The organism is Xanthomonas sp. 60, assembly GCF_011761925.1.
In genome coordinates, this window is the sequence record NZ_JAASQW010000003.1 from 434,115 (window position 1) to 459,826 (window position 25,712).

The 25,712-nt window shown below is 66.3% G+C and carries 28 protein-coding genes and 2 tRNA genes; 16 read left to right on the plus strand and 14 right to left on the minus strand.

The annotated features are described in order from the left end of the window. The first annotated feature begins 90 nt into the window (after positions 1–90). A complete protein-coding gene (locus tag FHY09_RS08880; RefSeq protein ID WP_166926240.1) occupies positions 91–753 on the plus strand; it encodes a hypothetical protein in 663 nt (220 codons plus the stop codon). 60 nt (positions 754–813) lie between these two features. Here FHY09_RS08880 and FHY09_RS08885 read toward each other — a convergent pair whose 3' ends face one another. From FHY09_RS08885 to FHY09_RS08920, 8 genes are all read right to left on the minus strand, one after another. Continuing rightward, positions 814–1,233 carry a Na+/H+ antiporter subunit G gene (locus FHY09_RS08885; protein WP_166926243.1) on the minus strand — a complete coding sequence of 140 codons (420 nt, stop codon included), beginning with the start codon at positions 1,231–1,233 and terminating at the stop codon, positions 814–816. Continuing rightward, complete coding sequence (locus tag FHY09_RS08890; protein ID WP_166926246.1) at positions 1,230–1,514, minus strand: K+/H+ antiporter subunit F; 285 nt, start codon at positions 1,512–1,514, stop codon at positions 1,230–1,232. The genes FHY09_RS08885 and FHY09_RS08890 overlap by 4 nt, the downstream gene beginning before the upstream one ends. Beyond that, on the minus strand, positions 1,511–2,017 hold the full coding sequence (locus FHY09_RS08895) for a Na+/H+ antiporter subunit E (protein ID WP_166926248.1): 507 nt from the start codon (positions 2,015–2,017) through the stop codon (positions 1,511–1,513). The genes FHY09_RS08890 and FHY09_RS08895 overlap by 4 nt, the downstream gene beginning before the upstream one ends. Continuing rightward, on the minus strand, positions 2,014–3,549 hold the full coding sequence (locus FHY09_RS08900; RefSeq protein ID WP_166926251.1) for a monovalent cation/H+ antiporter subunit D: 1,536 nt from the start codon (positions 3,547–3,549) through the stop codon (positions 2,014–2,016). The genes FHY09_RS08895 and FHY09_RS08900 overlap by 4 nt, the downstream gene beginning before the upstream one ends. Further along, entirely contained in the window at positions 3,546–3,923 is a 378-nt protein-coding gene (locus tag FHY09_RS08905) for a Na+/H+ antiporter subunit C (RefSeq protein WP_166926253.1), read from the minus strand. The genes FHY09_RS08900 and FHY09_RS08905 overlap by 4 nt, the downstream gene beginning before the upstream one ends. Then, positions 3,923–6,754, minus strand: a complete 2,832-nt coding sequence (locus FHY09_RS08910; protein WP_456362752.1) for a monovalent cation/H+ antiporter subunit A — start codon at positions 6,752–6,754, stop codon at positions 3,923–3,925. Before FHY09_RS08910 ends, FHY09_RS08905 begins: the two co-directional genes overlap by 1 nt. Positions 6,755–7,083: 329 nt before the next feature. Then, positions 7,084–7,569 (minus strand): Mpo1-like protein, encoded by a 486-nt coding sequence (locus FHY09_RS08915; protein ID WP_166926259.1) that lies wholly within the window; start codon positions 7,567–7,569, stop codon positions 7,084–7,086. 41 nt (positions 7,570–7,610) lie between these two features. Next, positions 7,611–8,537, minus strand: a complete 927-nt coding sequence (locus FHY09_RS08920) for a phosphoribosylaminoimidazolesuccinocarboxamide synthase (RefSeq protein ID WP_166926261.1) — start codon at positions 8,535–8,537, stop codon at positions 7,611–7,613. Positions 8,538–8,677: 140 nt separating this feature from the next. Between FHY09_RS08920 and FHY09_RS08925 the strand changes: the two genes are divergently transcribed. From FHY09_RS08925 to yegS, 4 genes are all read left to right on the plus strand, one after another. Further along, positions 8,678–9,007, plus strand: a complete 330-nt coding sequence (locus FHY09_RS08925) for a DnaJ domain-containing protein (protein ID WP_166926264.1) — start codon at positions 8,678–8,680, stop codon at positions 9,005–9,007. Between the two features lie 31 nt (positions 9,008–9,038). Next, positions 9,039–9,713 carry a ribulose-phosphate 3-epimerase gene (gene rpe / locus FHY09_RS08930; RefSeq protein WP_166926266.1) on the plus strand — a complete coding sequence of 225 codons (675 nt, stop codon included), beginning with the start codon at positions 9,039–9,041 and terminating at the stop codon, positions 9,711–9,713. A gap of 4 nt (positions 9,714–9,717) precedes the next feature. Continuing rightward, complete coding sequence (locus FHY09_RS08935) at positions 9,718–10,230, plus strand: GNAT family N-acetyltransferase (protein ID WP_166926267.1); 513 nt, start codon at positions 9,718–9,720, stop codon at positions 10,228–10,230. A 111-nt stretch (positions 10,231–10,341) separates the two neighbouring features. Further along, entirely contained in the window at positions 10,342–11,280 is a 939-nt protein-coding gene (gene yegS, locus FHY09_RS08940; RefSeq protein WP_166926268.1) for a lipid kinase YegS, read from the plus strand. 99 nt (positions 11,281–11,379) lie between these two features. On the opposite strand, the gene FHY09_RS08945 is transcribed toward yegS, so the two are convergent. Then, positions 11,380–12,240, minus strand: a complete 861-nt coding sequence (locus FHY09_RS08945) for an ankyrin repeat domain-containing protein (RefSeq protein WP_456362753.1) — start codon at positions 12,238–12,240, stop codon at positions 11,380–11,382. A 106-nt stretch (positions 12,241–12,346) separates the two neighbouring features. On the opposite strand from FHY09_RS08945, the gene FHY09_RS08950 reads away from it, so the two are divergent. The 7 genes from FHY09_RS08950 to FHY09_RS08980 all read left to right on the plus strand — a co-directional run bounded on the left by FHY09_RS08950 (position 12,347) and on the right by FHY09_RS08980 (position 20,392). Beyond that, a complete protein-coding gene (locus FHY09_RS08950; protein ID WP_166926269.1) occupies positions 12,347–14,683 on the plus strand; it encodes an XVIPCD domain-containing protein in 2,337 nt (778 codons plus the stop codon). A 159-nt stretch (positions 14,684–14,842) separates the two neighbouring features. Continuing rightward, positions 14,843–16,333, plus strand: coding sequence for an anthranilate synthase component I (trpE, locus tag FHY09_RS08955; protein WP_166926270.1), 1,491 nt, complete (start codon positions 14,843–14,845; stop codon positions 16,331–16,333). A gap of 61 nt (positions 16,334–16,394) precedes the next feature. After that, positions 16,395–17,174, plus strand: coding sequence for an SIMPL domain-containing protein (locus tag FHY09_RS08960; protein ID WP_166926271.1), 780 nt, complete (start codon positions 16,395–16,397; stop codon positions 17,172–17,174). 5 nt (positions 17,175–17,179) lie between these two features. Further along, the gene (locus FHY09_RS08965; RefSeq protein ID WP_166926273.1) at positions 17,180–17,758 is read left to right on the plus strand and encodes an aminodeoxychorismate/anthranilate synthase component II; all 579 of its coding nucleotides are present in this window, start codon (positions 17,180–17,182) and stop codon (positions 17,756–17,758) included. Positions 17,759–17,786: 28 nt separating this feature from the next. After that, entirely contained in the window at positions 17,787–18,818 is a 1,032-nt protein-coding gene (trpD, locus tag FHY09_RS08970; RefSeq protein WP_166926275.1) for an anthranilate phosphoribosyltransferase, read from the plus strand. 66 nt (positions 18,819–18,884) lie between these two features. Continuing rightward, positions 18,885–19,679: an indole-3-glycerol phosphate synthase TrpC gene (gene trpC, locus FHY09_RS08975; RefSeq protein ID WP_166926277.1), complete on the plus strand. Its 795-nt coding sequence runs from the start codon at positions 18,885–18,887 to the stop codon at positions 19,677–19,679. After that, entirely contained in the window at positions 19,676–20,392 is a 717-nt protein-coding gene (locus FHY09_RS08980; protein ID WP_166926279.1) for a haloacid dehalogenase-like hydrolase, read from the plus strand. The genes trpC and FHY09_RS08980 overlap by 4 nt, the downstream gene beginning before the upstream one ends. A gap of 122 nt (positions 20,393–20,514) precedes the next feature. On the opposite strand, the gene FHY09_RS08985 is transcribed toward FHY09_RS08980, so the two are convergent. Further along, positions 20,515–21,276 carry a sulfite exporter TauE/SafE family protein gene (locus tag FHY09_RS08985; protein WP_166926281.1) on the minus strand — a complete coding sequence of 254 codons (762 nt, stop codon included), beginning with the start codon at positions 21,274–21,276 and terminating at the stop codon, positions 20,515–20,517. A gap of 63 nt (positions 21,277–21,339) precedes the next feature. Continuing rightward, positions 21,340–22,005: a cAMP-activated global transcriptional regulator CRP gene (gene crp / locus FHY09_RS08990; RefSeq protein WP_166926283.1), complete on the minus strand. Its 666-nt coding sequence runs from the start codon at positions 22,003–22,005 to the stop codon at positions 21,340–21,342. Positions 22,006–22,177: 172 nt separating this feature from the next. Between crp and speD the strand changes: the two genes are divergently transcribed. Continuing rightward, complete coding sequence (gene speD, locus FHY09_RS08995; RefSeq protein WP_166926285.1) at positions 22,178–22,972, plus strand: adenosylmethionine decarboxylase; 795 nt, start codon at positions 22,178–22,180, stop codon at positions 22,970–22,972. A 104-nt stretch (positions 22,973–23,076) separates the two neighbouring features. Continuing rightward, the gene (locus FHY09_RS09000) at positions 23,077–23,397 is read left to right on the plus strand and encodes a DMT family transporter (RefSeq protein ID WP_166926287.1); all 321 of its coding nucleotides are present in this window, start codon (positions 23,077–23,079) and stop codon (positions 23,395–23,397) included. A 42-nt stretch (positions 23,398–23,439) separates the two neighbouring features. Here the strand turns inward: FHY09_RS09000 and coq7 are convergent, their stop codons facing one another. After that, complete coding sequence (gene coq7 / locus FHY09_RS09005; protein WP_166926289.1) at positions 23,440–24,084, minus strand: 2-polyprenyl-3-methyl-6-methoxy-1,4-benzoquinone monooxygenase; 645 nt, start codon at positions 24,082–24,084, stop codon at positions 23,440–23,442. Between the two features lie 194 nt (positions 24,085–24,278). Between coq7 and rplM the strand changes: the two genes are divergently transcribed. Then, on the plus strand, positions 24,279–24,707 hold the full coding sequence (rplM, locus tag FHY09_RS09010) for a 50S ribosomal protein L13 (RefSeq protein ID WP_166926291.1): 429 nt from the start codon (positions 24,279–24,281) through the stop codon (positions 24,705–24,707). Between the two features lie 2 nt (positions 24,708–24,709). After that, positions 24,710–25,102: a 30S ribosomal protein S9 gene (rpsI, locus tag FHY09_RS09015; protein ID WP_166926293.1), complete on the plus strand. Its 393-nt coding sequence runs from the start codon at positions 24,710–24,712 to the stop codon at positions 25,100–25,102. Between the two features lie 307 nt (positions 25,103–25,409). Here the strand turns inward: rpsI and FHY09_RS09020 are convergent. Both FHY09_RS09020 and FHY09_RS09025 read right to left on the minus strand, forming a co-directional pair. Beyond that, a tRNA-Gln gene (locus FHY09_RS09020) sits at positions 25,410–25,484 on the minus strand. 55 nt (positions 25,485–25,539) lie between these two features. Next, a tRNA-Met gene (locus tag FHY09_RS09025) sits at positions 25,540–25,616 on the minus strand. Between the last annotated feature and the right edge of the window lie 96 nt (positions 25,617–25,712).

A 25,712-nucleotide genomic window follows, 5' to 3' on the forward strand; every position in this document is an offset into this window, starting at 1 on the left:
GAGCGCCGGCGGTTAAAGGGTGATGACAATGCGCTGTGCACACCGGCTGGGTTAGCGTGGCGCCCATCCTTCATACCCCGGAGCGTGCCGATGAGAACCCTTCCGCTGGCTGGCCTGCTGCTGCTTTCGATGACGGCGTGCAACCGCACGCCGGAAACCACGCCGGACACGGCCATGCCCAACGCCGAGGCCTCTGCCACGGATCCGGCACGCCCGGACGTGGTCTCCGCCAGCCCGGACCTCGCGGTGAGTTCGCCGGTGGATCCGCGCCCGGACAGCCCCGCCCGGCTGGACGGCTTCGGCGCGGTGCCGCTGGGCGCGAGCATCGATGAGGTGCGCAGCCGTTTCGGCGAGCCGCTGCAGGGCCTGGGTACGGACGCCGCCGGCAAGCCGCTGGCCGCTGATGACGGCAACGAGGACTGCTATCTGCTGCGTCCGGAAAAGGCCGCGCCGGAAGGTCCGTTCCTGATGATCGAAGGCCGCAGGCTGGTACGTTTCGACGTACGCGGGCCGGCCATCGTGGCGCCGGGCGGCGGGCGCGTGGGCATGTCGCTGGGCGAGCTGCAGCAGCTGTACCCGGAGCGCGCCGACCTCGGCCCGGACAAATACGATCCGCAGGCCCAGCACCTGCGCGTGCGCCCGCAGCAGGAAGGCAACGGCATCGTGGATTTCACGCTGGATGCCAACGGCAAGGTCAGCCAGTGGCGCGTGGGCCGCTCGCCGCAGGTGGACTACGCCGAAGGCTGCGGCTGAGACCGCGGCAGCCCGGGGCAGTGCCGGGACCCTCCCGGCGCTGCGCACCCGGAAACCGCCTTACTTCTCGGCGTCACTCATGGTGTAGGTGCCTTCGCCATCGGGCATCTCGTGCTCGCGCACGGGCTCCGGCGGCGGCAGTTGTTCCTCGGCGGCGCGCTCGTTGCCGGGCAGGCTTGGCCGGGTTTCCATCAGCAGTGACAGCGCGGCCTTTGCCATGAGGTGCGCGCTGATCGGCGCGGTGATGAACAGGAAGATGGTGATGAGCAGTTCGCGTGGCTGCGGATCCTGCCCCAGGAAGATGTGGTAACAGACCGAAGCGACCAGCACACAGCCCACGCCCAGCGTGCTCGCTTTGGTGGGTGCGTGCAGGCGCTTGAAGAACGTGGACAGCTTCACCAGCCCCAGCGCGCCCACGAGAATGAAGAAGCAGCCGAACAGCAGCAGCAGCGACAGGCTGATCTGGAAGAAGGTGATCATTCGACGATGTCCCGGCGCAGCACGAACTTGCTCAGCACCACGGTGCTGCCGAAGCCGAGCATGGCGATGATCAGCGCGGCCTCGAAGTAGACCGCGGAGTTGAGGTACATGCCGAACAGCATCAGTTCGGCGATGGCGGTGACCGAAAGCGTGTCCAGCGCGAGGATGCGGTCGGGCACGGTGGGGCCACGCAGCAGCCGCCAGGTGGCCAGCAGCATGGCGAGGCCGACGATGTGCATGCACGCCACCAGCGTGGTCTGGATGAACTGGAAACCGGTCATGGGAAGATCTCCATCAGCGGGGCTTCGTAACGGCGCTTGATCTCGGCGATCAGGTGCTCGGGATCATCGAGGTTGAGCACGTGCACCAGCAGGTATTTGCGGTCATCGCTGAGCGCGGCCGATACCGTGCCGGGCGTGAGGGTGATCATGCTGGTGAGCGCAGCGATGCCATGGATGTTGCCGATGTCCAGCGGGATCCAGACGAAGCCGGGATGGATCCTGCTCTCCCTGCCGAGCACCTGCCGCGCCACCTCGATGTTGGACACCAGGATGTCCCACAGGGTGACCACCAGCAGCTTGGGCACCGGACGCAGCGTGCCGATGCGCGCGAACTCGCGGTCGATGCGCGCGGCGAACAGCGGGATCACCACGCCGAGGATGGCGCCGAGCAGCAGCAGGCCCACGCTGAAGCTGTCTGACATCAACAGCCAGAACACCAGCACCATCAGGCTCAACGGGGGCGAGGGAAACACGCGGCGGCGGAGGGAAGGACGGGCGCTCATGGGTTGCGGATCTCCGGAGTGGTCGCGCGCACCTCATCGACATAGCCCGCAGGCGTGAGCAGGTCGCTGGCGATGGCATCGGCGTGGCGCATCAGCGGTGCGGCGAACACGGTCATGCCGATGCCGTACAGCAGCAGCAGGCAGGCGGCCAGGAGCTCGATGCGACGGGTCGGCGCCTTGCGCGGGCGCGGTGCCTGCGGATCAATGGCCGGCACCCGCCAGAACAGCCGGATGCCCCCGCGGGCCAGGCCCATGATCACCAGCAGGCTGCTGCCCAGCACGGCGGCCCATACCGGCGCCGTGTAGGCCTCCGGCACGCCCTGCAGCAGCGCCGCCTTGGCCAGGAACCCGGACAGCGGCGGCAGGCCGGCGATGGAGATCGCGGCGATCAGGAACAGCACCGCCGGCGTTTCCCGGCCCGGCATCGGTGCGATGATTTCCTTGCGATCACTGGCCCCGCCGCGGCGGCGGCGGATCAGGTCGGCGATCAGGAACAGCGCGGCCGCCACGAAGGTACTGTGCGGAAGGTAATACAGGCCTGCGGTGAGCACCTGCTGGTTGCCGATGGAGAACGCAATGAACAGCGTCGCGGCGGAGATGATCACCAGGTAGGAGACCAGCACCCGCAGCCGCACGGCCGCCAGCACGCCCAGACCGCCGAGCGCGAGCGTTGCCACGCCGGCCCACAGCAGCCACTCGCGGCCGTAGCCCGCCAGCGCCCCGGCGCTGTCGCCGAGCCAGAGGGTCTGCACGCGCAGCACGGCATACAGGCCGACCTTGGTCATGATTGCAAACAGCGCGGCCACGGCCGCCGGCGCACGCGCGTAGGACTCGGGCAGCCACAGGTACAGCGGCATCAGCGCGGCCTTGGCGCAGAACACCAGCATCAGCAGGCCCAGCATGGCCTTGACCAGCAGCAGGTGCGAGGGCGGGACCTCGGCGATGCGCTGGGAGATCTCGGCCATGTTCAACGAGCCGAGCGTGGCGTACAGCAGGCCCAGCGCGATCAGGAACAGCGTGGACGCAGTGACGTTGAACACCACGTAATGCAGGCCGATGCGCATGCGCAGGCCGCGGCCGCCGCTGAGCAGCAGGCCGTAGGAGGCGATCAGCATCACCTCGAAGAACACGAAGAGATTGAAGATGTCGCCGGTCAGGAAGGCGCCGTTGAGGCCTACCAGCTGGAACTGGAACAGGGCGTGGAAGTGTGGTGCGCGGCGATCCCAGCCCGAGCACGCGTGCATCAGGCAGCCAATGGCCAGCAGCACGGTGGTCAGCAGCATCCAGGCCGAAAGGCGGTCGGCCACCAGCGCGATCCCCAGCCGCGCCGGCCAGTCGCCGAGCAGGTAGACCATCGGCTGGCCGTCGGCGGTGCGCGCGAACACCATCAGCACCGCCGCGAACAGCGCCGCCATCGTGGCCCAGGCCACCGAGCGCTGCACGCGCGGGCCGTAGCGGCGGTGCTCGACGAACAGCGACAGTGCCGCGCCCACCAGGGGAATCAGGATCGGCAGGATCGCCAGATGGTTCATGCGTGGTCCTCGTCACGGCGCGGTGGCGCATCGTCGTCCGGCTCATGCGCATCCACGTGGTCGCTGTGGTTGTCACTGCGGCTGCGGATGGCCAGCACGATGGTCACGGCGGTCATCGCGAAGGCGATCACGATGGCCGTCAGCACCAGCGCCTGCGGCAGCGGATCGGTGTAGTTGCCGAGGTTGCCGGCCAGCCCGGGCCTGAGCACCGGCGGCTTGCCCTGCACGAGGCGGCCGCCGGCGAAGATGATCAGGTTGGTGGCGTAGGACAGGAAGGTCATACCCAGGATCACGTCGAAGCTGCGCGCGCGCAGCAGCAGGTAGACGCCGAGCATGGTCAGTACGCCGATGGCGCTGGCGAGGGCGAGTTCCATCAGTGCGACTCCCCGGTCAGTGCGGAACGGTTCTGCGGATCGATCTCGCCGCGGCGCGCCGTTCGTGTGCGCGACGGCTTGATGGTGCCCATCATCGAGAGCATCAGCATCGCGCCACCGAACACCACCAGGTAGACGCCGATATCGAACCCGATCGCGCTGGCCAGCGGCACCGTGCCGATCACCGGCACCACCAGGTCAAGGTGGCCGCTGGTGAGGAACGGGACGCCGAACAGCATCGACGCCGCGCCACTGAGCACCGCAGCAAGCAACCCGATGCCGATGCAGCGGATGTAATCGAAGCCGAAGCGCGACTCCACCGACGCCGTGCCCTGGATGACGTACTGGATCAGCAGCGGCACGGCAAGGATCAGGCCGGCGATGAAACCGCCACCGGGCGAGTTGTGGCCGCGCAGGAACATGAAGATCGAGACGGTGAGCGTCAGCGGGAACATGACCTGGGCCAGATCGGCCGGCACCGGCAGCTTGATCGGTGGGCCGGGCATGATCTGCTCCGGCGCCATGCGCGAGCGGCGCAGCATGGCGTGCACCACGAGCGCGGCGATGCCGAACACGGTGATCTCACCAAACGTATCGAAGCCGCGGAAGTCGACCAGGATGACGTTGACCACGTTGGTGCCGTAGGCCTCCGGCAGTGAGCGGGCGAGCAGTTCGCCGGCGATCGTGTTCGGTGGCAGGGTCATGGCGGTGTAGGCCATCGCCGCCATGCCCAGTCCCGCGCACACCGCGATCACGATGTCACGGTAGCGCCGTACCCGCGAGCGTTCGGTGACCGACTGCGCCGGCAGGTAGTTCATGCCCAGCAGCATCAGCACCAGGGTGACCATCTCCACCAGCAACTGGGTCAGTGCGAGGTCCGGCGCGGACAGGAACACGAAGGTCAGCGAGACCATCAGGCCGACACCGCCGGCCAGCAGCACGGCCAGCAGGCGCTGCTTGTACAGGCGCAGGGTGGCGATGGCACAGGCCATCATGACCGCCCACAGGCCCCAGCCGAGCAGGGGCATCGACTGCGGCGAGGGCCAGTTGGGCAGCAGCGAGGGCGCGGCCAGCCAGGGTGCCGCGGCCACCACGATGGCGACCACCACCAGGCCCAGCAGCATGCGTTGCAGGCTGCCGTTGGCGATGCCCGCCGTCAGGCGCTGCGCCAGCGCCGAGAGGGCGTCAAGGTTGCGATGGAACAGGTTGCGGCCGGTGGGCGTGGACTCCACCGCGTGGAAATCCAGCAGACGGCGCAGGCCGACATACAGCGCGATGCCGCCCACTATGCCAATGGCGCTCATCGCCAGCGGCAGGTTGAAGCCGTGCCAGATCGACAGGCTGTAGGCGGGCATGGCCGGCCCGAGGATCGCGCCTGCGGCGGCATGCAGCACCGGCGCCACGGTGATGGCCGGCGCGATGCCGACCGCCAGGCACAGCACCACCAGGATCTCGACCGGCACCTTCATCCAGCGCGGCGGTTCGTGCGGCACGCGGTCCAGGTCGAAGGGCCCCTCGCCGAAGAAGGTGTCGTGCACGAAGCGCAGGCTGTAGGCCACGCCCAGCACACCCGCGAGCAGTGCGGCTGCAGACACCGCCAGGCGCCACTGTTCCGGTCCACCGGCATCGAGTGCCTCGGCAAACAGCATTTCCTTGGACAGGAAGCCGTTGAGCAGCGGAATGCCGGCCATCGCCAGCGAGGCGATGATCGCCAGCGCGCTGGTGAACGGCATGAGCCTGCGCAGTCCACCCAGCCGCCGCATGTCACGCGTGCCGGTCTCGTGGTCGATGATGCCCGCCGCCATGAACAGCGATGCCTTGAAGGTGGCGTGGTTGATGATGTGGAAGACGCCGGCGACCACGGCCATCGGCGCCGACAGGCCGAACAGCAGCGTGATCAGGCCCAGATGGGAGATGGTCGAGTAGGCCAGCAGGCCTTTCAGATCATGCTGGAAGATGGCGTTCCAGGCGCCGATCAACAGCGTGACCGCACCGATGCCACTGACGGTATAGAAGAACAGCTCGGTGCCGGACAGCACCGGATGCAGGCGCGCGAGCAGGAACACGCCGGCCTTCACCATGGTGGCCGAGTGCAGGTAGGCCGAAACAGGGGTCGGCGCGGCCATCGCATGCGGCAGCCAGAAGTGGAACGGGAACTGCGCGCTCTTGGTGAAGATGCCTGCCAGTACCAGGAACAGGGCATAGGGGTAGAGCGCACTGGCACGGATCTGGTCGCCGGCGGCGAGCACCACGTCGAGGTCGAAACTGCCGACGATGCGGCCGATCAGCAGCACGCCGCCGAGCAGGGCCAGCCCGCCTCCGCCGGTGATCACCAGCGCCATGCGCGCGCCCTCGCGGGCATCCTTGCGGTGCGACCAGAAACCGATCAGCAGGAAGGAACTGATGCTGGTCAGCTCCCAGAAGATCATCAGCAGCAGCAGGTTGCCCGAAAGCACCATGCCGAGCATCGCGCCCATGAACAGCAGGAGGTAGCAGTAGAAACGGTGCGCGTTGTCCTGCTGGCTGAGGTAATAGCGGGCATACAGCACGACCAGCGCGCCGATGCCCAGCACCAGGCCGCCGAACATCCACGCCAGCCCATCCAGGCGCAGGGTGAAGTCCAGCCCGATCTGCGGCATCCACTGCCCACTGCTGCGCAGCACGGTGCCATCGAGGATCGCAGGCGTGAGCCACCCGAGTATCGCCAGGCCGCCCAACGGCGCGGCCGCAGCCAGCCAGGCCGCGATGGTGCGTGAACTGCGGGGGAAAGCCGCGACCAGCGCCGCCATCAGGAAGGGCAGAGCCAGGAGCAGGACAAGACTGGGCATCATGCAGGGAATCGCCGATTCACGAGCAGGTCAGACAGTCTAACAGGCAGTTAACTTTCCCCGATACCCGCGAACGGGCATGCAACGGCCTGAAACGTGCGCTGATTCAGCAAGTTGCAGACCTCCTCACGCCACGTGTACGCAACCGGTTCCGGGCAGGGGTGAGCGTTCCGAGGCGACCCGCCGGCGCCCATCGGCCCATACGGCAATGCCTGTAATCCTATGGAGATGTAGGCGGTCAGCGCGCTTGCAGGCGAGCGACGCAGCCCCGGACGCAGGCCGTTCACGTCACCAGGCCGTGCCCCGACCCCTCGTCTCGTTCAGGTAAAGACTCAGTAGGCCCAACCGAGGCGGCGATAGAGCTTGGCCATCACCCAGGCCGGGCCGATCAACAGATAGGTAAGATCGGTCAGGAAGCTGGGGCGGCGACCTTCCAGATGATGGCCGACGAACTGCGCCACCCAGGCCAGCACGAATACGCCGATGGCCACCATCGCCAGGCCGCGCAGCCCGATTTCGGCCTCCAGCAGGCGGCACAGGCAGCCATACACGAACAGCAGCACCAGCATGCCGAGGCCGAGCGGGCGCGAGAGGCGGTTGTAGAAGCACCACGCCGCGAACATCGCCAGCCCGGCCCAGACGCCGTTCTGGAACCAGGTCATCAACGGGGGCAGGCACCACAGCAGGGCCACCACCGACCACAGGATCGCGGGCACCGCGACCACATGGATCGCCTGGTTGAGGCGATTGCGGTGATCGTCGGAATAGCTGGCGAAATAGCGGTCCACGGGACGCGTGGACGGGGCTGCGCTGTTCATTGGAGCCTCCCGGAAGACGCCGGCGCAGGGCCGGCACCCCCTCAATCGACGCTGATGCCGGCCAGGCGCTGCAGCGCTTCGGCGTATTTGGCGCGGGTCCGCTCGATCACCTCGGCCGGAATCGATGGGCCGGGCGCGGTCTTGCCCCAGTCCAGGGTCTCCAGGTAATCGCGCACGAACTGCTTGTCGTAGCTCGGCGGGCTGGTGCCCACCTGGTACTCGTCCGCCGGCCAGTAGCGCGACGAATCCGGTGTCAGCATCTCGTCCATGATGTACAGGCGACCGTCTTCATCGGTGCCGAACTCGAACTTGGTGTCGGCCAGGAGGATGCCGCGCTCGCGCGCGTAATCGGCGGCGAACGCATAGATCCGCAGGGTGGCATCGCGCACGCGCTCGGCGAGGTCCACGCCCACCGTCTTCACCATCGCATCGAAATCGATGTTCTCGTCATGGTCGCCCACGGCGGCCTTGGTGGACGGAGTGAAGATCGGTTCGGGCAGTTTCTCGGCCTGGCGCAGGCCATCGGGCAGCTCGATGCCGCTGACCTTGCCGGTGCGCTGGTAATCCTTCCAGCCGCTGCCGATCAGGTACCCGCGGGCGATCGCCTCCACCGGCACCGGCTTGAGCTTGCGGGTCACCACCGCGCGCCTGGCGTACAGGGCCGGGTCCACGCCCTCGGGCAGCACGCTGGCCACGTCGATGCCGGTGAGGTGGTTGGGCATCAGGTGGGCGGTTTTGGCGAACCAGAAATTGGACACCTGGCAGAGCATTTCGCCCTTGCCGGGAATGGGATCCGGGAGCACCACATCGAACGCCGAGAGCCGGTCGGTCGCCACCATCAGCAGGTAGTCGCCCGGGGGCGTTCCCTGCGGCAGGCGCTCGCGCGGGATATCGAAGACGTCACGCACCTTGCCACGGTGGCGCAAGGGCAGGCCGGGAAGATCGGATTGCAACAACGTGGTCGGCACGGGCACTCCTGGACTTGATCGATGTGGCTGCCCTGGGACCCGTCCGGGCCCGCTGGCCAGCGGGCGGCCTAGTGTAAAGCCGTCCGGGGCGGCTGTGACGTAAAATGGAAGCCCAATTCGTCGTGTCGGTCCGGAGCCTCATGCGCTGGTACGGAAAACTGCTGGGTTTCATCGCCGGGGCCCTGCTGTTCCGGCCCAATCCCCTGTTCGGCGCGGTGCTGGGCCTGATCATCGGCCATGCCTTCGATGCGGACTGGTTCCGCCTGAACAAGGAAAACCCGTACCGGGAACTGGGCCTCACCTCGTCGGCCACCGATGCCGACATCGATCTGGCCTACCGCCGCCTGATGTCCCAGTACCACCCGGACAAGCTCATCGGCGCCGCCCCGGACCTGCTCAGGCAGGCCGAAGCCAAGAGCCGCCGCGTCAATGCGGCCTACGACCGCATCAAGACGCTGCGCAAGCGCTGACTCCCCCCATTCCGTGCCGAAGGCCCCTTCCATGTCCAACTGCATCATTGCCCCGTCCATCCTCTCCGCCGATTTCGCGCGCCTTGGCGAGGAAGTCGACACCGTCCTCGCCGCCGGTGCGGACTGGGTCCATTTCGATGTGATGGACAACCATTACGTGCCCAACCTGACCATCGGGCCACTGGTCTGCCAGGCCCTGCGCAAGCATGGGGTGACCGCGCCGATCGACGTGCACCTGATGGTGGAGCCGGTGGACCGCATCATTCCGGATTTCGCCGAGGCCGGTGCCACGTACATCAGCTTCCATCCCGAGGCCAGCCGCCACCCGCACCGCACGATCCAGCTGATCCGCTCGCTGGGCTGCAAGCCAGGCCTCGTGCTCAATCCGGGCACGCCGGTGGACAGCCTCGACTGGGTGCTGGACGACCTGGACCTGGTGCTGCTGATGTCGGTCAATCCCGGGTTCGGCGGGCAGGCGTTCATTCCCTCGGCGCTGGACAAGCTGAAGGTGGTGCGGCAGAAGATCGACGCCAGCGGCAAGGACATCCGGCTGGAGATCGATGGCGGGGTCAAGGCCGAGAACATCGGTGCGATCGCCGCCGCGGGTGCCGATGCGTTCGTCGCCGGCTCGGCGATCTTCAATGCGCCGGACTACCAGCAGGTGATCAGCGCGATGCGGGCCAATGTCGCCGCCGCGCGAGGCTGACCGGATGGCTACGGCGGCCGCGCTGCACATCCGCGAGGCGACGGTCGCCGATGCCGGGCTGATCCTGCGCTTCATCCGCGAACTGGCCGTCTACGAGAAGGCCGAGGCGTCGGTGCAGACCGATGAGGGCGGCATTGCCCGCAGTCTGTTCGCGCCCGATGCCAGCGCCCGCGCGCTGATCTGTGAAGCCGACGGCGTGCCGGTGGGGTTTGCGGTGTACTTCCACAACTACTCGACATGGCTGGGCCGCAAGGGCCTGTACCTGGAAGACCTGTACGTGAGCGCGGAGCAGCGCGGGCGCGGTGCCGGCAAGGCGCTGCTGCAGCACCTGGCACGGCTGGCGGTGGCACAGGGCTGCGGCCGCTTCGAGTGGTCGGTGCTGGACTGGAACGCGCCGGCCATCGCCTTCTACCGCGCCGCCGGCGCGAAAGCGCAGGAGGGATGGACCGTCTACCGCCTCGAAGGCCCCGCCCTGCACGCCTTTGCCCAGGCAGCGGACGCGGGGACTGCATCATGACGGGCGCGGCGGCGAGCGGGCTGGCGGTCCCTCCGCGGTGATCAGGCAGGGCGTTCACCGGGGCCGAACGCGGCGCTGCTAGCCTGTGCCACCCGCACTCCGGAACACCCCATGAGTACCTCGCGCTGGCGTCTGATCCTCAATGGCAAGTCGGCTGGCGATACCGAAGTGCGCGATGCGGTCAACGCCTGGCGCGAGCGTGGCGTCGACCTTGAGGTACGCGTCACCTGGGAAGGCGGTGACGCCGAGCGTTATGTCGCAGAAGCCATTGAATCGGGCGTGGATGTGATCATCGCCGGTGGCGGTGACGGCACGCTGAGCGCGGTCGCCGAGACGCTGGCCCACCGTGACGAGCCGGCCGACGCCTTGCCCGCCCTGGCCCTGCTGCCACTGGGCACGGCCAACGACTTCGCGACGGCCGGCGGCTTCCCCGAGGAGCCGGCAGATGCCCTGGCGCTGATCGCGGACGGTGTGGCGCGCCCGATCGACCTGCTGCGCATCGACGCCGATGGCAAGACATGGTGGTGCGCGAACGTCGCCAGTGGCGGGTTTGGCACGCAGGTCACCGTGGAGACCGACGAAGGTCTGAAGAAAGTGCTTGGCGGCCTGGCCTATGTATTGACCGGCATCGCCAAGCTCGGACGCATCGAGCCGATCCTGGCGCGCGTGCATGGGCCCGGGTTCGACTGGGAAGGTGGGTTCATCGCGCTCGGTATCGGCAACGGACGCCAGGCCGGCGGTGGCCAGGCGTTGTGTCCCCAGGCGGTGATCGATGACGGCCAACTGGACGTGACCCTCATCCCCGAGCTGACTGGAGAAGTCGGGGCGATGCTGGGACAGCTGGTGACAGGCGGCAAGGAGGCGGCGCTGGAACATGTCGCGACCCGTACCCGCCTGACGCGTGTGGAGATCCGCGCCGAACAGCCGCTGACGCTCAACCTGGACGGCGAACCGGTGGAAGCGCGGCACTTCCGTATCGAATGCGTGCCGCGACGCGTACGGATGCACCTGCCGGTGGACTGCGCGTTGTTGTCGTCGTCTTCGACCTGACGGGGCGGCGCGACGGTTGAGCGCAGGGCGGCTGCTGCCTGCGCGTCGCGTGTGACGCCGTGAGGGAAGCGGCAGGGCGCTGGGCCTTGGCCGGCCGCCTCACAGCAGCGGAATGTCTTCTTCCTTCGTAGGAAATCCGAATGCTTCACGCTTCTGGCGGATGCCTTCCGGCATGGGTGGGCGTGGGATGTTCCGTGCAATCAGCCATTGCTGACACTTCTTCTGCCAGGGCAACAGATCCGGCGTGGTGATGCCCCAGTAGATATCTTCGGCGATGAACATCCTTTCAGGCTTTCCGACGGATGACTTCAGCATCACGGTGGGGTCCGCACCGTGTTCCAGCAACCAGTAAGCAGAGTCGAACCCGCCGCGACCTGTGTACCAGCTCAAGACCGTGTCAGATTCACTCAGGTTGCTCTCATTGATTTTTGCACCCGCCTCAACCAGTTGCTGGACGTTTTTCCATTGATTGCCGCTGATGAACGCCTGGAACAGCAGGGACTCCCCCCCGCCGCTGCGGGTGTTGGGGTCTCCCCCATGTTGAAGGAGCAGTTGCAGGAAAGCGGGATCGTCCAGGCGCACGGCGTAGACCATCGCGTTGTTGTATCTGAACGGTCTGCCGTCAATGGTACGAACCTGCCGTGCGTTCGGATCGGCGCCGTTTTCCAGCATTGCCCGCAGGCCTGCCACGTTGCGCGCGCGCAGCGGCCAGGCAATCAATGGAATACCGTCGCGTTTGGCGAACTCGACGTCGGGATTCACTCCCTCCTTTCTCATCAGGCGTTGAATTTCGGCAGCGTCCCCACGCTCGCTCGCGACGGCTAGCTCTAGCGCTTTTCCTTCGAAGTATTGATCTGCGCCATGAGCCGAGGGGATAGTGCACCCAGTAAGCATGACGGCCGTGAGCCAGGTCACAAAAAAAACTGCTCTCATTGACATCGCGTGCATTTGCTTTGACATGGGTTTCCTGATTTAAATCATACGAGAGGAAAGGTTGAAAACCTACTTGTCTACTCGATAACTGTCGATATCGACGCCGCGCATTCGTTTCACAAGGGAGAACGCCATGAATGGTTCTGATATCCAGGAGCGCGCCCGCGCCATCCAGAAACAAAATCATGACGTGCAACAGCTGCACGACAGCGGCAATGACGACAAGGCGGACCGGCTCCAGGAAACTTATCATGCACGCGAGATGGCTACCCTTGCAGCAGATGTCTACCTTTCGGCGAAGCGAGAAGGTGAGCCGCCCCTAGGCTGGATTCGTGCGAGCTCAGATGCGGCTGCAGTGCGCGCTGCCGGGATCAGCATGTCGGATGCTGATATTCGCATGCTTCTGCAGCCACCAGACTCCGGATTCCGGGCCGAGATCTACATCCCTGACAAAAGCGTAATCGGCGAAAACGCAAGGCCGGTCGTCGTGTTCAAGGGCTCGACTGGCCAGATCGTCGATTCCAGCGCTCCAAGCGGGCGTCGGGAATCGGGAGGTGAAGACTTCCTCAACAACGGACAGCAGGCCATCGGCATGCGTAGCGATTACTATGATCGCGCGATGAGATTGGGAGTGCTACTGAACAGAAAGATTGGCAATAACTTCGAAATCGCCGGCCACTCCCTCGGTGGCGGCATGGCGTCTGCCGCCTCCGCCGTCACCGGTGCGCGCGCCACTACGTTCAACGCCGCAGGTCTCCACCCTGATACGCCGGCGCGGTTCGCCAAGGACAACGGCCTGCCCACCTTCAATCCGCAGCAGACCGTGCACACCTACCAGACCAGTGGCGAGGTGCTCAACGATGTGCAGGCTGGCCTGCAACGGCTGAATGAGCAGCAGCGCAGGGGCTATGGCCTGCTCGCCAACGAAACCAGCAAGCTGCTGCGGGAGCCGTTGCTGCAGTCGCGGGTCACCGAGACGATGCGCGAGATGCTGCCGCCGGGCGCGCAGACCGCTGCCGCGCAGTTCGTTGAGCAACTGGCGACCAAGCCCGGCAATGAAGCGCTGCGCAACGTGCCGGTCGCGGCCGGCAGGATGGAGATCCTGCTGGACGCCAAGACGCGCGACGCCAACGGCAACGTGGTGGACCGGGCGCAGGTGGCCGCGCCCAGCCAGGTGGCCGAGCTCGCCGGACCGCTGTCGACAGTACTGGTGGCAGGCGCGCATGGCATGCGCGGTGGCCGGCTGGCCGGTGAACATATCGAGCGCATGGGGGCCTTGGGTGGCAAAGGGCTGGACGTGGCCGGCGACGTCGTCCAGCAGGTCGCGACGGTGCAGGGCAGGGCGGTCGGCAGCGTGGTCGATTTCGGCGGTGCAACCCTGAGTGTGGGCGCACAGAACGGTGCGGCGGTCCTCGCGCAGGGGCGCGAGCTGGTGGGTCAGGTGGAGGCTATCAAGCATCGGGTGGAGGGCTACCGCGACCGCACGCTGGGCGACTGGGGCGCCAAGGTGGTCGGGTGGATGGGCGCGGAGGAAATGGCCGAGCGGGTGCGCCAGGTCGGCGCACGGTCCCACGCCGAACACGGCGCGAAAGCCGAGCAGGCCACCCGGCAGGCCACGGGTGACGCCGCCGCCATCCGTGAGGGCGGCGAGCAGGTCGCAACGCGTATCAAGGCCGGGGCACAGTGGACGTCCGATGGCCTGCGCAACGGCTATGCGCAGTATGGCGCCACGGTGAACCAGGCCACTGACTGGAGCGGACGGCAGGTCGTCGCAGTCACCTCGCATGCGCCCGGCGTGCTCGCCTCGCTGGGCGGTGCCGGTACTGCCCTGGGCACCGCCGCGGTGACCCACACCCCCAGCGTGGCGATGCCGCAGAACCTGCGGAATCTGGTGCACACCGCCAGATTTTCGAGCAGCATCGGCGCCGCGTTCGGCGAGGCGACGGCGCGCCATGGAATGATCGATACGGTAATCCCCAGCCTGGATGCCGAGATCGAGAAACAGGAGGCGGCGGCACGTCGGCTGCTGGAGGCGCGCGCGCAGGCGCCCATCACCGCCGCGCGCCCTCTGTTGAACGATCCCGCCCACCCGGATTTCCACCTGTTCAAGGGCGCGCAGAACGGCGTGCACCGGCTGGATGCGGCCCATGACCGGACGCCGGACCTGTACAGCGACCAGCTGGCCGGAGCGCTTGCCGCACAGGCCCGGCAGGACGGCCTGAAATCCATTGCGCACGTCGTGCTCAGCCATGATTGCGCACGGGCGTTCGCGGTCGACACCGCCGATCTCAGCAACGTCCACCAGCGCCGTACCCACGTGGAGGTGATGACAGGCCTGTCCACACCGCTGAGCGAGAGCACTGCCCGGATCGAGGCGCTCACGGCCAGCCAGTGGCAGCCCGCGCTGGGCGCGCCGGCGATGCAGCCACCACAGCAGGACCAGGCCGCCCCCGCCCCCGCCATGGGGTGAACGCGTCCCGGGTTTCCCTGTGGCCAAAGCCTTGCTAAAGTCCACGCGTGTCCATTCTGACGACCCCGCGAATCGTTTCTTCCGCACGCCGTAGCTGGCGATGGTGGCCCGTTGCCGTCGTCCGCCCAGAAAACGCCGTATCCCGGAAGGAAATTCGTGTTGAATACCCGCGCTCAGTTCCAGCAGCAGGCTGCTGAAGGCCACACCCGCATCCCCGTCGTCCGTGAAGTGCTGTCCGACCTGGACACGCCGCTGTCGGTCTATCTGAAGCTTGCCGACGGGCCGCATACCTATCTGTTCGAGTCCGTCGAAGGCGGTGAGCGCTTCGGGCGCTACTCCATCATCGGCCTGCCCGCAAAGCGGGTGTATACCTTCCGCGGCCACGCCCTGAGCGTCGCCGAGAACGGCGTGACCCTCGAGACCCGGGAGGTCGCCGATCCCTTCGCGGAAGTGGAGGCACTGCGCAGCGCGCATTCGGTGCCCAGGCTCGAGGGCCTGCCCGGCTTCACCGGCGGACTGGTGGGGTGGTTCGGTTTCGAGTGCATCGGCTACATCGAACCGCGCCTTGCCCCGCCGGCGGGCCGTGATGAGCTCGGGACACCGGACATCCTGCTGATGCACTCGGAAGAACTGGCGGTGTTCGACAACCTCAAGGGACGCCTGTACCTGATCGTGCACGCCGATCCTCGCCAGGCCGACGCCTGGGAGGACGCGCAGGCGCGGCTGGACGCACTGGTGGCCAAGCTGCGCGCGCCGGGGGCCGGTTATCCCGCGCCGCTGCACAGCGATGTCCTGGACGAAGGCGACTTCGTCTCCGGCTTCACCCGTGAAGGGTTCATCGATGCCGTGCAGCGGAGCAAGGACTACATCCGCTCCGGCGACATCTTCCAGGTGGTGCTCAGCCAGCGCCTCAGCGTGCCGTTCAAGGCGCGCCCGGTGGATGTCTACCGCGCGCTGCGGGCGCTGAACCCCTCGCCGTACATGTATTTCCTGGATGTGGGCGATATGCAGGTGGTGGGCTCCTCGCCGGAGATCCTGGTCCGCCTGCAGCACACGGCCGAGGGCGTGGGCGAGGTGACCGTGCGGCCGATCGCGGGGACGCGTCCGCGCGGTGCCACGCCGGAAGACGACCTGGCCCTGGAAGCCGAGCTGCTGGCCGATCCGAAGGAGCGCGCCGAACACCTGATGCTGATCGATCTGGGCCGCAACGATGCCGGCCGCGTCTCGAAGGCCGGCACGGTGGAGGTGGGCGAGCAGTTCGTGATCGAACGCTACAGCCACGTCATGCACATCGTCAGCGAGGTCACCGGGCAGCTGCAGCCGGGCCTGAGCTACGCCGACGTGCTGCGGGCCACGTTCCCCGCCGGCACCGTCAGCGGCGCACCGAAGATCCGCGCGCTGGAAGTGATCCGTGAGCTGGAACCGATCAAGCGCAACGTCTACGCCGGCAGCATCGGCTACATCGGCTGGCACGGCGATGCGGACACCGCGATCGCGATCCGCACCGCCGTGATCAAGGACGGCCGCCTGCATGTACAGGCCGGTGCCGGCATCGTGTACGACTCGGACCCGCAGAAAGAGTGGGACGAAACCATGAACAAGGGCCGGGCGCTGTTCCGCGCCGTCGCGCAGGCGGCCAAGGGCCTGTGAGTTTCCCGCGCCGTGGCCGACGCTGCGGCATTTCCTGCATCACCCTGACAAGGAATACCGCATGAAGCTGTCGAGCATTCTGCTGTGGTCATCGCTGCTGGCGCCGCTGGCGCCGCAGGCCTGGGCGCAGGCCAACACCCTTCCTTCGCAGCCGCACCTGCTGGTGAAGGGGCAGGCGCAGCGCGAGGTGATGCCGGACCGGTTCACGCTGCAGCTGGCGATGGATCGGGTGGACAGGGATGCGGACCTTGCGCGCAGCAAGGTCGAGCAGGACGTCGCCCGCGCGCTGGCCCTGTTCAAGGCGCACCACGCCGTGGACGGCAGCGTGCGCGCGGACAACCTGGCGATCGCACCGGCCACCGAGTACCAGAACAACCGGCAGACCTTCATCGGTACGCGGGTCGGCCGCGAACTGCGTGGCAGCTTTGCGCGCATCGCCGACATGCAGGCGTTCCTCGGTGCCCTGCAGGCAAACGAAAACGTGCAGGTGAGCAGCCTGTCGCCGTCCTATTCAAAGGAAATGGAACTGCGCCGCGTGCTCAAGGGTGAGGCGGCGGCGCAGACACGCCGCTCCGCGCAGGGCCTGGCCCAGGCGTACGGCACGCGTGTGCGCGGGCTGTACAGCATTTCCGATGTAGCGCCGAGTTTCGCCTACGGCGTGCAGGCCGGAACCTGGCCCGCAACCGCCCAGGACGTCGCCGAGGGTCGCCCGGTGGATCTTATCCACGTGACCCACGCGCCGGCCCCGGCGCCTGCGTACACCCGCGAGTCGGTCGAGGCCGGCCCCATCACCGTGACTGAAAACGTCTACGCCATTTTCCTGATAAGCGACGGAACCTGATTCCCATGTTGTGGATGATCGACAACTACGACAGCTTCACCTACAACCTCGTGCAGTACCTGCAGACGCTGGGGGCCGAGGTGAAGGTGGTGCGCAACGATGCGATGACGGTCGATGAGATCGCCGCGCAGCGACCCGAACGCATCGTGATTTCCCCGGGCCCTTGCACGCCCAACGAAGCCGGCGTCTCACTGGCGCTGATCGAACGGCTGGGGCCGACCACGCCGATCCTCGGCGTGTGCCTCGGTCACCAGGGCATCGGGCAGGTCTACGGCGGTACGGTGATCCGCGCGGGCAACATCATGCACGGCAAGACCTCACCGATCCGGCATGAAGGCAAGGGCGTGTTCGCCGGGCTGCCGGACCGTTACCAGGCCACCCGCTACCATTCGCTGGTGGTGGACAAGACGCGCCTGCCGGACTGCCTGGACGTCACGGCGTGGACCGAGAACGCAGATGGCAGCGTCGAGGAAATCATGGGCCTGCGCCACCGCGAGTTCCCCGTCGAAGGCGTGCAGTTCCATCCCGAATCGATCCTCACCGAGCACGGCCACGCGCTGCTGCAGAACTTCCTGCAGCGCTGAGCCGCGCGATGCACCAAGGAGCAATCCGATGAGCTTCTCCCCCCAGGAAGCCCTGCAACGCACCATCGAACACCGCGAGATCTTCTTCGAGGAGATGATCGACCTGATGCGCCAGATCATGCGCGGCGACGTCTCGCCGATGATGAGCGCAGCGATCCTGACCGGCCTGCGGGTCAAGAAGGAAACGGTCGATGAGATCGCCGCCGCTGCCACGGTGATGCGCGAGTTCGCACGTCCCGTGCCGGTGGCCGATACCACGCACCTGGTGGATATCGTGGGTACCGGTGGCGATGGTTCGCACACCTTCAACATCTCCACCTGCGCCATGTTCGTCGCTGCCGCGGCAGGTGCGCGCGTGGCCAAGCATGGCAACCGCAGCGTGTCCTCGAAATCCGGCAGCGCCGATGCGGTGGAGGCCCTCGGTGCGGTGATCGAGCTGCAGCCCGAACAGGTCGCGCAGGCCATCGCGCAGACCGGGATCGGTTTCATGTTCGCGCCCATCCACCATCCGGCGATGAAGGTCATCGCACCGGTGCGGCGGGAGATGGGCGTGCGCACCATCTTCAACATCCTCGGCCCGCTCACCAACCCGGCCAGCGCGCCGGCGGTGCTGATGGGGGTGTTCCACCCGGACCTGGTCGGCATCCAGGCGCGCGTTCTGCGCGAGCTGGGCACCGCGCGTGCCATGGTGGTCTGGGGCCGTGACAACATGGACGAGATTTCCCTCGGCGCCGGTACCCTGGTGGGTGAACTGCGCGATGGCAGGGTGCGTGAGTACGAGATCCACCCGGAGGATTTCGGTATCGCCATGTCCGCCAGCCGCAACCTGCGCGTGGACGGTCCCGAGCACTCCATCGAACTGCTGCGTTCGGTGCTGGACAACCAGCCTGGTCCTGCGTTGGACATCGTGGTGCTCAATGCCGGCGCGGCGCTTTACGTGGCCGGCGTGGCCAACGACATCGCTGATGGCGTGGCGCGCGCACGGGCCGTGATTGCCGATGGCAGCGCCCGCGCGCGGCTGCAGCAGTACGTGGACATCACCCGCGTGCTGGCAGGCTGACACGCACGGCGCGACACCGACCGCAGCAAACGACCTGATCCCCTTCGTCCCTTTCTAGTGAGCATGATGAGCGACATCCTGCAGACCATCCTGGCCCGCAAGGCCGAAGAAGTGGCCGCGCGCCGTGCCGCCGTGCCACTGGAGCAGCTGCGCGCGCGCCTGCCCGAAGCGCCCCCGGTGCGGGGGTTCGTGCGTGCGCTGCAGGCGGCGATCGCCAACGGCGATCCGGCGGTGATCGCCGAGGTGAAGAAGGCCAGCCCGTCCAAGGGCGTGATCCGCCCCGATTTCCGCCCCGCCGACATCGCGGTGAGCTACGAGTTCGGCGGCGCCAGCTGCCTGTCGGTGCTGACCGATGTCGATTTCTTCCAGGGCAGTGACGCTTACCTGCAGCAGGCGCGCGAGGCGTGCACGCTGCCGGTGGTGCGCAAGGATTTCGTGATCGATCCCTACCAGGTGGTCGAAGCGCGTGTACTGGGCGCCGATTGCATCCTGCTGATCGTGGCGGCGCTGGAAGACACCCAGCTGGCCGAGCTGTCCGAACTGGCCCTTGGCCTGGGCATGGACGTGCTGGTGGAAGTGCACGATATCGATGAGCTCGAGCGCGCGCTGCAGGTGCCGGCACCCATGATCGGTATCAACAACCGCAACCTGCGCACCTTCGACGTCTCCCTGCAGACCACGCTGGCGATGCGCCACGCGGTGCCCAAGGACCGCCTGCTGGTGACCGAAAGCGGAATCCTGGGCGTGCAGGACGTGGCACTGATGCGCGAGGCAGGCATCAACAGCTTCCTCGTCGGCGAGGCGTTCATGCGGGTGGAAGAACCCGGTGAGGGGCTGCGTCAGCTATTCTTTGCGACATGAGCACGCCCTATCCGACCCCGCACGATGACGCGCCGCTGGTGGTGTTCGATTTCGACCACACCCTGTACGACGGCGATTCCGGCAGCCACCTGTTCGCCACGCTGATCAAGGGCAACCCGCTGCGGTTGCTGGCGGCCCTGCTGGTGACGCCGGTGGCCGGTCCGCTGGTGGCGATGCTGCCGACGCGTCGCGCCGGGATCTCGATCTATGTCTGGATCGCGACGTTCGGCATGCACCGCGCGCGTGAGTTCAACCGGGTCATCGATGCGTACGTGCTCAGGCACGAAGCGACCCTGCGCGCGAAACTGTTGCCGCATGCGCTGACCGTATTCGCCGAGCATCGGGCCAAAGGTGACCGCGTGGTCGTGGCTACGGGCGCGCCACCGGAGCTGGCGCGCGCCATCCTGGCGTTCGTCGCCCATCAGGACGTGCCGGTGATCGGCAGCCAGGTGGGCCCGCGCTTTGGCGCCGTTGGCGCCACCCGGCACTGCCACAACGAAGAGAAGATGCGCATGCTGCGCGAGCGCGGCTATGGTGATATCGCCGTTGCCTATTCGGACAGCACCGCCGACCTGCCTCTCCTGCAAGCGGCCCGCGCGCCGGTGGTGGTCAATCCCAAGCACGGCGCGGTGGCCCTGTTCCGGCGTGTCCTGCCAGCGGGCACGCGGATCCTCAACTGGGGTTGCGAAGACCGCGGCGGCGAAAAAGCCTGACCCGTGAACCAGCCGGCCCTGACGCGCCGGCATGATGAAACGGAAGCGGTGGGGCGCAGGGCGCTGCCCGGCAACGACACGGCCGAGCAACCGGTGCCGGCCCTCGGCCTCACCCAGCTCCTTCAGCCGGCAAACAGCCCCAGCGCCGACAGTCCGATCTGGTACAGGCTGATCGCCAGCACCAGCAGGCCCACGGCGACCAGCACCCAGCGCTCCTTCACCCGCTTGACCAGCACGGCCGCGAGCGGTGCGGCCAGCATGCCGCCGATCAGCAGGCCGGCCACGATCTGCAGGTGGTGCAGGCCCAGCGTCATCAGGAACGTCGCCGAGACCGTGAGCGTCACCACGAACTCGGCCGCATTGACGGTGCCGATGGTCGTGCGCGCCTTGGCGCCGCCCGCCAGCAGCGTGGAGGTGGCCACCGGACCCCACCCACCGCCTCCCGAGGCATCCAGGAAACCCGCCACGGCGCCCAGCAACGGCACCCGCCGGACTTCGCCCTTGGGCGTGAGGCGGCCCGCCGCGCGCAAGAGAATGACAATCGCAAGCGCCAGAAGGTACAAATAGATCAATGGCCGGATGAGGTCGGCCGGCAACTGGGTCAGGCCATATGCGCCAATCGCGCCGCCGATCGCCCCGGGGATGGCCAGCCGCACGAACAGCCGGCGGTCCACGTTGCCCGCCGCAAGATGGGACACCCCGGAGGCACCGGTGGTGAAGACCTCGGCGGTGTGCACGCTGGCACTCACCTGCGCCGGCGGCAGGCCCATGCTGAGCATCACCGAGGATGACACCAGGCCGAAGGCCATCCCCAGCGCGCCGTCGACCAGCTGGGCGCTGAGGCCGATGAGGATGAACCACCAGAATTCACTGCTCAGTTCCATGCGCGCAGCCTAGCCGATGCGTCCGTGCGCGCCATGCGAGGGCAACAGGCCGACGGCGTTGCGTCAGCGCGTGCCGTACAGCACCACCGTCTTGCCGCGGGCATGCAGCAGGCCATCGACCTGCAGCTTCTTGAGTACGCGCCCGGCCATCTCGCGCGAGCAGCCGACCAGCCGCGCCAGCTCCTGCCGCGAGACGCGCAGCTGGCTGCCCTGGGGATGGGTCATGGCTTCCGGCTCCTCGGCCAGGTCGTGCAGGGTGCGCACGATGCGGTCGGTGACATCCAGGAACGCCAGCCGGCTGGCCTTGCGGCTGGTGTCGAGCAGCCGCTTGGAGATCTGCTGGCCCAGCGCGTAGAGCAGGCGCGGGGCATCGGTGGACAGGGGGCCGAGGAACAGCTGGTGCAGCCGCTCGTAGCTGATCTCGGCCAGCTCGCAGGTGACCCGGGTGCGCAGGATCACCTCGCGGCGCTCGGACTCGACGAACAGGCCCATCTCGCCGACGAACTCGCCGGCACCGAAGTAGCCGAGCACCAGTTCCCGATCATCGTCCTCCTCGGCAATGATGGAGACCGAGCCGCTGATCACGTAGTAGAGCGTGCCGGCCGGGTCTCCGGGCCGGAAAATGTCCGTGCGGGCAGGGTAACGGCGCCGATGGCTGTGGGCCAGGAAGCGGTCGATGGTAGCGATGTCCAAAGCCAGCGGACTGGAAGCAAGGCGTACTGTTGACACGTGGGAGCGCTCCCTCTGCGCACGAACGGATTTGCGACTGTGCGCTGAGCTTAGCGGAGCACAAATGTTAAGAGCAAACAGCGTGCCAGATCCGGCAACGCGTTCACATTACCCCTGAGCGGCCGTTTGCCTCATAATTGTTCCTTTCCCCTCTCTTACAGGATCGACCGCCGTGGTCAAGCCGTTGCCTCGCCTGAGGTTGCAAGGTTTCAACAACCTCACCAAGGCGCTGAGCTTCAACATCTATGATGTGTGCTACGCCCGCACCGAAGAGGAGCGCCAGCGTTACATTGATTACATCGATGAAGAGTACAACGCCGACAGGCTGACTCAGATTCTCACGGACGTCGCCGAGATCATCGGTGCCAACATCCTCAACATCGCGCGCCAGGACTACGATCCGCAGGGTGCGTCGGTGACGATCCTGATCTCCGAAGAGCCGGTGATCGACAAGAAGCAGGCCGGCAAGGAGCTGATCTCCGATGCCGTGGTCGCGCACATGGACAAGTCGCACATCACGGTGCACACCTATCCGGAAACGCACCCGCAGGAAGGCATCGCCACCTTCCGCGCCGATATCGATGTGGCCACCTGCGGTGTCATTTCGCCGCTGAAGGCGCTGAACTACCTGATCGAGAGCCTGGAATCGGACATCGTGATCATGGATTACCGGGTGCGTGGCTTCACCCGCGATGTGAAGGGCAAGAAGCATTACATCGACCACAAGATCAACTCGATCCAGAACTTCCTGGCCAAGAACATCAAGTCGCGTTACGAGATGTTCGATGTGAATGTCTACCAGGAGAACATCTTCCACACGAAGATGCACCTGAAGGACTTCGATCTGGACCAGTACCTGTTCGAAGAGAAGGCCAAGAACATCTCCTTCAAGGAACGCATGAAGATCGAAACGCTGCTCAAGCGCGAGATCGAGGAACTGTTCCACGGACGCAACCTGTCCGAGTAATCCCCGTGCGCGGCGCCCTCCGGGCGTCGCCTGCACAGTCCACGGCCCGGTGTGCAGACACCGGGCCGTTTCGTTTTTTCTGTTGATGTAGAGGAGTCACCCCCATGGCCTGGATCTATCTGCTGCTGGCCGGCATTTTCGAGATCGGTTTCGCGATCGGAATGAAGTATTCGAACGGCTTCAGCAAGCCCCTGCCAACGCTTGCCACCGTGGTGGCCGCACTGATCAGCCTGTACCTGATGAGCCAGGCGATGAAAGTGATCCCGGTAGGCACCGCCTATGCCATCTGGACCGGCATCGGTGCGATGGGCGTGGCGGTACTGGGGATCTTCCTGTTCAACGACAGCGCCTCGCCCGCGCGGCTGGGCTGCGTGGCGCTGATCGTGGCCGGTGTGATCGGCCTGAAGCTCGTCTCGCCGAGCTGACCTGCGGCAGGGTCGTGGCAGGTAGGCACCGGCAGGCGCGCGTCACAACCGGTAAGCGATCGTCTTCATGACCTTCGACGCCAGCGCCATCGCACCGGGGATCGGGAAGGGCAGGCGGCGGGCACCGGCCTGCTCGGCATGCTCGGCATGGCGGGCCTCATCGTCCTTCATCACCCCGATCACCGCGCGGCTGCGCAGATCGGCCGGGGGCAGGGTCTGCAGGTGCTCGTCGAGGTGGGCTTCGACCTGGCGCTCTGTCTCCACCACGAAGCCCAGGTTCCAGCCATCACCGCGCAGGCCGGCCAGGGTGCCGATGGCATAGCTGCCGGCATACCAGACGGGATTGAACAGGCTGGGACGGCTGTCGAGTTCGCCCAGCCGGGTGGCGCACCAGGCCAGGTGATCGGTTTCTTCCTGGGCGGCCTCGAGCAGGTGGCCGCGCGTGGCCGGGTCGCGTGCCACGGCGGCCTGCCCGAAATAAAGCCCCTGTGCGCAGACTTCGCCGACATGATTGATGCGCATCAGTCCGGCCGCATGGCGGCGCTCGCGGCGGTCCATGCCGGGTTCGTCCGTGGCGGCTGCGGGGTAGGGGCGGGCCGCGGGCGGATTGCCGAACACGGTGTCCAGGGCGCGCTGGGCCTCGGTGAGCAGATGGTCGAGCGGCGTGGTCTGGCGGAGCGCGGTCATGGGGTGGCCGGTAACGACGGGGGACTGCTGATTCTCGCCCTCCGGCCGGCTGCTGCCAAGCCGGCGGCCGGGCGCGACTTGCGCCGAGTGCCGGTTGTGGGTAAAATCCCGCCTCTTGCGTTTCACCTTTCACAACGCGTGGCAGAGTTCCGGCCGTCCCGGCCGCAATGAGCCCGACCTACCTAGAGTTCTTAATGAGCACTTTCACCGCCAAGAACGAGACCGTCCAGCGCGACTGGTACCTCGTCGACGCCGAGGGCAAGACCCTGGGCCGTCTCTGCACCGAGCTGGCCCGCCGTCTGCGTGGCAAGCACAAGCCGGTCTACACCCCGCACGTTGATACCGGCGACTACCTGGTCGTCATCAATGCAGAAAAGATTGCCGTCACCGGCAAGAAGCTGCAGGACAAGATGTATCACCGTTTCACCGGTTACATCGGCAACCTGAAGACCGAATCCCTGGCCCAGGCGCTGGAGCGCCACCCGGAACGCGTGATCGAGATCGCCGTCAAGGGCATGCTGCCGAAGGGACCGCTGGGTCGCCAGATGTACCGCAAGCTCAAGGTCTACGCCGGCACTGAGCATCCGCACGCCGCACAGCAGCCGCAGGTTCTGGATATCTAATCATGGCTATCACTCAAAACTACGGCACTGGCCGCCGCAAGTCCTCCACCGCTCGCGTGTTCCTGCGCAAGGGTTCGGGCAAAATCACCGTCAATGGTCGTCCGCTGGACGAGTTCTTCGGTCGTGAGACCGCGCGCATGATCGTGCGCCAGCCGCTCGAGCTGACCAAGAACACCGAAAGCTTCGACATCCTGGTCACCGCCGCTGGCGGCGGCACCACCGGCCAGGCCGGTGCGATCCGTCTGGGCATCGCCCGTGCGCTGATCGAGTATGACGAGACCCTGAAGTCCGAGCTGCGCAAGGCAGGCTTCATGACCCGTGACGCCCGTGAAGTCGAGCGTAAGAAGGTCGGTCTGCACAAGGCACGTCGCGCCACCCAGTTCTCCAAGCGCTGATTTACCGCGCCTGGTTGGGCTTCTTCGGGAGCCCGCTGGATGGAAAAGCAAAAGCCCGGCTTCGGCCGGGCTTTTGTCGTTCTGGGGCTGCGCATTTCCTGGTTGCCGGCCAGCGGGCGGCACTACCCGAGGCGTTGCATGTCAGATAGGGTCATGCAGAAAAGGAGCCGACTCTGGACGCCTCTCTGGAGAAGGGCCCCCTTGATGTTCAAAGGGGCGCGCAGACAGGCGCGGGGATCAGGTGGAATGCGTGACCAAATTAAAAAGAAAAGGCCCGATCTTTCGATCAGGCCTTTTCTTTTTAATTTGGCTGCCCCGGATGGATTCGAACCACCGAATGCCTGAGTCAGAGTCAGGTGCCTTACCGCTTGGCGACGGGGCAAAACGTGTTGCGATTGTCTCACTTTTCACATAAAAAACCAACGTCGTTTTCGATGTGGTGGCTATGGGTGGACTCGAACCACCGACCCCAGCATTATGAGTGCTGTGCTCTAACCGGCTGAGCTACATAGCCTTGGTGAGCCGGCTATTCTGGGCATGTGTACTTCCGCTGTCAACACTTTTCAATCCGCTTGTGGGTGGCGGGGTGGCATGGGATAGTCCCAGCCAG